This window comes from Kitasatospora putterlickiae (genome assembly GCF_039527695.1).
Lineage (GTDB): Bacteria > Actinomycetota > Actinomycetes > Streptomycetales > Streptomycetaceae > Kitasatospora > Kitasatospora putterlickiae.
Genome location: NZ_BAAAKJ010000234.1, coordinates 6,989 through 11,132 on the forward strand (window position 1 = coordinate 6,989; position 4,144 = coordinate 11,132).

At 72.7% G+C, this 4,144-nt stretch carries 4 protein-coding genes; 1 reads left to right on the forward strand and 3 read right to left on the reverse strand.

The window, feature by feature from the left end:
- The coding region (locus ABD308_RS23375; RefSeq protein ID WP_344338240.1) for a serine/threonine-protein kinase at window positions 1-1,048 on the reverse strand (1,048 nt) is incomplete at its 3' end.
- 457 nt (window positions 1,049-1,505) lie between these two features.
- Between ABD308_RS23375 and ABD308_RS23380 the strand changes: the two genes are divergently transcribed.
- Window positions 1,506-2,153, forward strand: coding sequence for a TetR family transcriptional regulator (locus tag ABD308_RS23380; RefSeq protein ID WP_266311629.1), 648 nt, complete (start codon window positions 1,506-1,508; stop codon window positions 2,151-2,153).
- 213 nt (window positions 2,154-2,366) lie between these two features.
- Here the strand turns inward: ABD308_RS23380 and ABD308_RS23385 are convergent, their stop codons facing one another.
- Complete coding sequence (locus ABD308_RS23385) at window positions 2,367-3,311, reverse strand: beta-ketoacyl-ACP synthase III (protein WP_344338233.1); 945 nt, start codon at window positions 3,309-3,311, stop codon at window positions 2,367-2,369.
- A 141-nt stretch (window positions 3,312-3,452) separates the two neighbouring features.
- A partial coding sequence (locus ABD308_RS23390) for a L,D-transpeptidase family protein (protein ID WP_344338235.1) occupies window positions 3,453-4,144 on the reverse strand: 692 nt, incomplete at its 5' end.

Here is a 4,144-nt window from a genome sequence, read left to right on the forward strand (position 1 = left end):
TCGTCCCGGCGACCGCCCGGGTGCGCGGGTCGTCCTGGCCCGGGTGCGAGGCCGGGCCGGGATGCGCAGCCGCCGAGTGCGGCGCGGACGCGTGCGGGGCGGACGGGTGCGGCGGATGCTGCGGCACGGGCTGCGGCGGGACGGCCGGCGGCGGCTGGCGGCGGCCCCGCTTGTGCTCGATGAGGGCGAGCGCGTTGGGCGGCAGCCAGTCCCCGGCCTCGCCGGAGGCGTCGTCCCGGGAGAACAGGTGCGGGGCCAGCTCGGCCTGGATCTGCTCCGGGGTCGGCCGGTGCTCGGGCGCCGGCCGCATGCAGGCGCGCACCAGGTCGGCCAGCTCCGGCGGCAGGCCGGAGAGGTCGGGCTGGTCGCGCAGCAGCTGGAAGACCGTCTCCACCGGGTTGGCGCCCCGGTACGGCGGGTGGCCGGTGGCACAGAAGACCAGCAGCGAGCCGAGCGAGAAGACGTCGCTGGCGCCGGTGACGCCCCGGCTGTCCCTGGCCTGCTCCGGCGACATGTACGCCGGGGTGCCGACCGCGACGTTGGTCATGGTGAGCCGGGTGCTGGAGACGCCGGCGGCGATGCCGAAGTCGATCACCCGGGGGCCGTCCTCGACGACCAGCACGTTGGACGGCTTGAGGTCGCGGTGGACCAGCCCGGCGGCGTGGATGGACTGCAGGGCCTCGGCGATGCCGGCCACCAGCCAGCGCACCGCTCCGACCGGCAGCGGCCCGCACTCGGTGACCAGGTCCTCCAGGGACGGCGCCGGGACGTACGCGGTGGCCAGCCAGGGCACCCGGGCGTCCGCGTCGGCGTCGACCACGGCCGCCGTGTAGAAGCCGCCGACCGTCTTGGCGGCCTCGATCTCCCGGGCGAACCGGACCCGGAACAGCTCGTCCTCGGCCAGCTCCCCCCGGACCGTCTTGATGGCCACCCGCCGGCCGGACGCGGACCGCGCCAGGTAGACCAGGCCCATGCCGCCCGCCCCGAGCCGCCCCAGCACCTCGAAGGGCCCGATCCGCCTCGGATCGTGCGCCGTCAGCTGGTCCACCCGCTGCCACCTCCCCGTCTTGAGCACCGCCCGCGTGGTGCCGCGCACCCACCGCGTGGTGCCGGACCCGATTCTCCAATGCCGCCCGGCCCATCTCCAACCTCCCCCGCCCAGAGCACCGTCCGGCCCCCGGCGGGCTCCACCGGCCGGTCAGCGGCGACGAAACGGCCGGATTCTGACGTCCGCTCCGGTGTCGACTTGCACCCGACACGCCCGGGCGTGTCACGAGGGGCAACTCACACGCCCACGGCGACTGTCACGCTCCGTTACTCGATAACCCCTCAGCGAAGGGTTCGTCACCCTGCGGCGTCACCGGTGCACGGGGGGGCGTCAAGGAGGGGCGCGGGGGCCCGTAAATATCCATCCGAAGGGCTCTGAGCGGCTATACCAACCCCCGTGCGGAGTAATTGTCACATCACCGAATCGCGCCAAGATCGGGCCACGGTAAGCTGACGGCATGACAGGACAAGTTCGCACCGTCGACGGTCGCGTCGCCGGGCGACGCGGACAGGAGACGCGGCAGAAGCTGCTCGATTGCCTCCGCGAGATGCTCAGCACGTCGCCCTATCGGGACGTCAAGGTCATCGACGTCGCCCGTATGGCGGGTACCTCCCCCGCGACCTTCTACCAGTACTTCCCGGATGTCGAGGGCGCCGTCCTCGAAATCGCCGAGGAAATGGCCAAGGACGCCGACACGCTCAAAGAGCTGGTGGCCGGAAAGTCCTGGGCAGGGAAGTCCGGCACGGCCACTTCGGAAGAACTGGTCGACGGATTCCTCGCCTTCTGGCGCAAGAACGACGCCATTCTCCGTGTGGTCACGCTCGGTGCCGCCGAAGGGGACAAGCGGTTCTTCAAGATCCGCATGACCGTCCTCAACGCGGTCGCCAAGCCGCTCACGGAGGCCGTCAAGGAACTCCAGGCGAAGGGACAGGCCGACAAGTCGCTGGATCCGGCCGCCGTCGCCGGGTCGCTGGTCTCGTTGCTCGCCTCGGCGGCCGAGCACCAGAAGGCCTTCACCTCCTGGGGCGTCAAGGTCAAGGACCTCAAGCCCAACCTCGCTCCCCTGGTGTACCTGGGCGTCACCGGCAAGAAGGCGCCCAAGTAGACCGATCCGCTCCGACCCACCTTCCGCTTCGCGCGCGCCCCGGCCTCCTGTCCGGGGTACGACGGACGGCGGCCGTGTCCTCGGGGGAGGTCCGCCGGCGGTCCGCAGCGCGCCATGACACGCACGAACGCCTGTGGGCGGTCACCCATCGGGGGTGACCGCCCACAGACGTGTCAGGAGGCGGCTACAGCCGCGTCAGCGGGGATCCGGGGATCAGGGGCAGCGGACGACCTGTCCGGCGTAGGCGAGGCCGCCGCCGAAGCCGAACAGCAGGACGGGGTCGCCGGGCGACAGCTCGCCGCGCTCGACCAGCTTGGAGAAGGCCAGCGGGACGGAGGCCGCCGAGGTGTTGCCGGACTCCACGACGTCCCGGGCCACCACCGCGTCGGTCACCCCGAGCCGGTTGGCGATCGCGTCGATGATCCGCAGATTGGCCTGGTGCGGCACGAAGCCCTTCAGCTCGGACGGGTCGATCCCGGCCCGCTCGCAGGCCTGCCGGGCCAGCGGGGCGATCTGGGTGGTCGCCCAGCGGAACACCGACTGGCCCTGCTGGCTGATCACCGGATCCCAGCCGGTGATCACCACCGCGTCGCCCTTCTCCGGCTCCGACCCCCAGACCACCGGGCCGATCCCCGGCTCCTCGCCCTCCTCCTGGGCCTCGACCAGCGCCGCGCCGGCGCCGTCGCCGAAGATCACGCAGGTGGAGCGGTCGGTCCAGTCGAGGGTGTCCGACATCCGCTCCGCGCCGATCACCAGCGCCGTACGGGCCGCTCCGGCCCGGATCGCGTGGTCCGCGGTGGCCAGCGCGTAGGAGAAGCCCGAGCAGACCGTGTTGATGTCGTAGGCGGCCGGCGCACGCACCCCGAGCCGCGCCGCGACGGCGGCGGCCGTGTTGGGGCTGCGCTCCACCGCCGTGCAGGTGGCGACCACGACCAGATCGACGTCGGACGCCGACCGGCCGCTGTTGGCGAGCGCCTTCTGGGCCGCCTCGGTGGCGAGGTCGACGACGGTCTCGCCCTCCGCGATATGCCGCGTCCGGATGCCCACCCGGCTACGGATCCACTCGTCGTCGGTGTCGACCAGCTTCGCCAGGTCGTCGTTGGTGAGGACCTTGGGGGGCTGGTAGTGGCCGAGTGCCACGATGCGCGAACCGCTCATACTGCCCACTCAACCCGGTTACCCGCTGGTCAGCGGGTCGCGACCGGCTACAGGATCCGTGCCGGGAAGCTGTAGGAGACCGACAAGGACCGTTGCGGCAGACGGGCCGCCGTCCCGGCGCCGGGACGCGGCACGGGCTGGTCAGACCGCCAGCGAGGCGGCGTCGCCCATCACGATCACCGGGCGGGCGGCCGGGTCGAGGGTGCGGATCAGCTGCGCCATCTTGTCCTCCGGGATGGAGACGCAGCCGTGCGTCGGACCGCCGTGGTCGACGTGGATCCAGATCCCGCCGCCCTTGGTCGAGCCGTTCGGGCGGCGCGGGTCGAGCGGGGAGTTGCCGGCCACCCGGTTGTAGTTGATCGCGACGACGTAGTCGAAGGAGCCGGCCAGCTGCTCGCCGGCGAAGCCCGTCCCGGAGACCACGAAGTTGGGGTCCTTGTCGTACGGGAGCCTGCTGCCCGGGTCGGCCTTGCGGCCACCGGCGTCGGTGAGCGAGAAGACGCCGATCGGACTGCGCAGGTCGCCCTCGTTGTGGTCGGCGGTCCAGCCCTTGAACGCGTTGTGGCCCTGCCAGCTCTCGCCGGCCAGCCAGCGGCCCTCGGCGGTGCGGGTCCACAGCGTGACGGTGGCCCGGTTGGTGTCCTTGCCCTCGCCGGTGGCCAGCACCACCTGGGTGGTGTCGGCGGGTATCCGGCCCGCGAAGCCGGCGCCGAGGCCGGGGATCGCCTCGACCGAGCCGTCGGCGCGGGCGTCGCTGCGGGCGGCGGCGGGGGTCTCGGCCTGCCGGGCGTCGGCGGCCAGGGCGGGCAGCACCCGCCGCCAGGCGTCGGCGA

Bases quoted from the DNA above. Each gene is read 5' to 3' on its own strand.
- ABD308_RS23380 (WP_266311629.1), top strand. From the start codon at position 1,506: ATGACAGGACAAGTTCGCACCGTCGACGGTCGCGTCGCCGGGCGACGC.
- ABD308_RS23385 (WP_344338233.1), bottom strand. From the start codon at position 3,311: ATGAGCGGTTCGCGCATCGTGGCACTCGGCCACTACCAGCCCCCCAAG.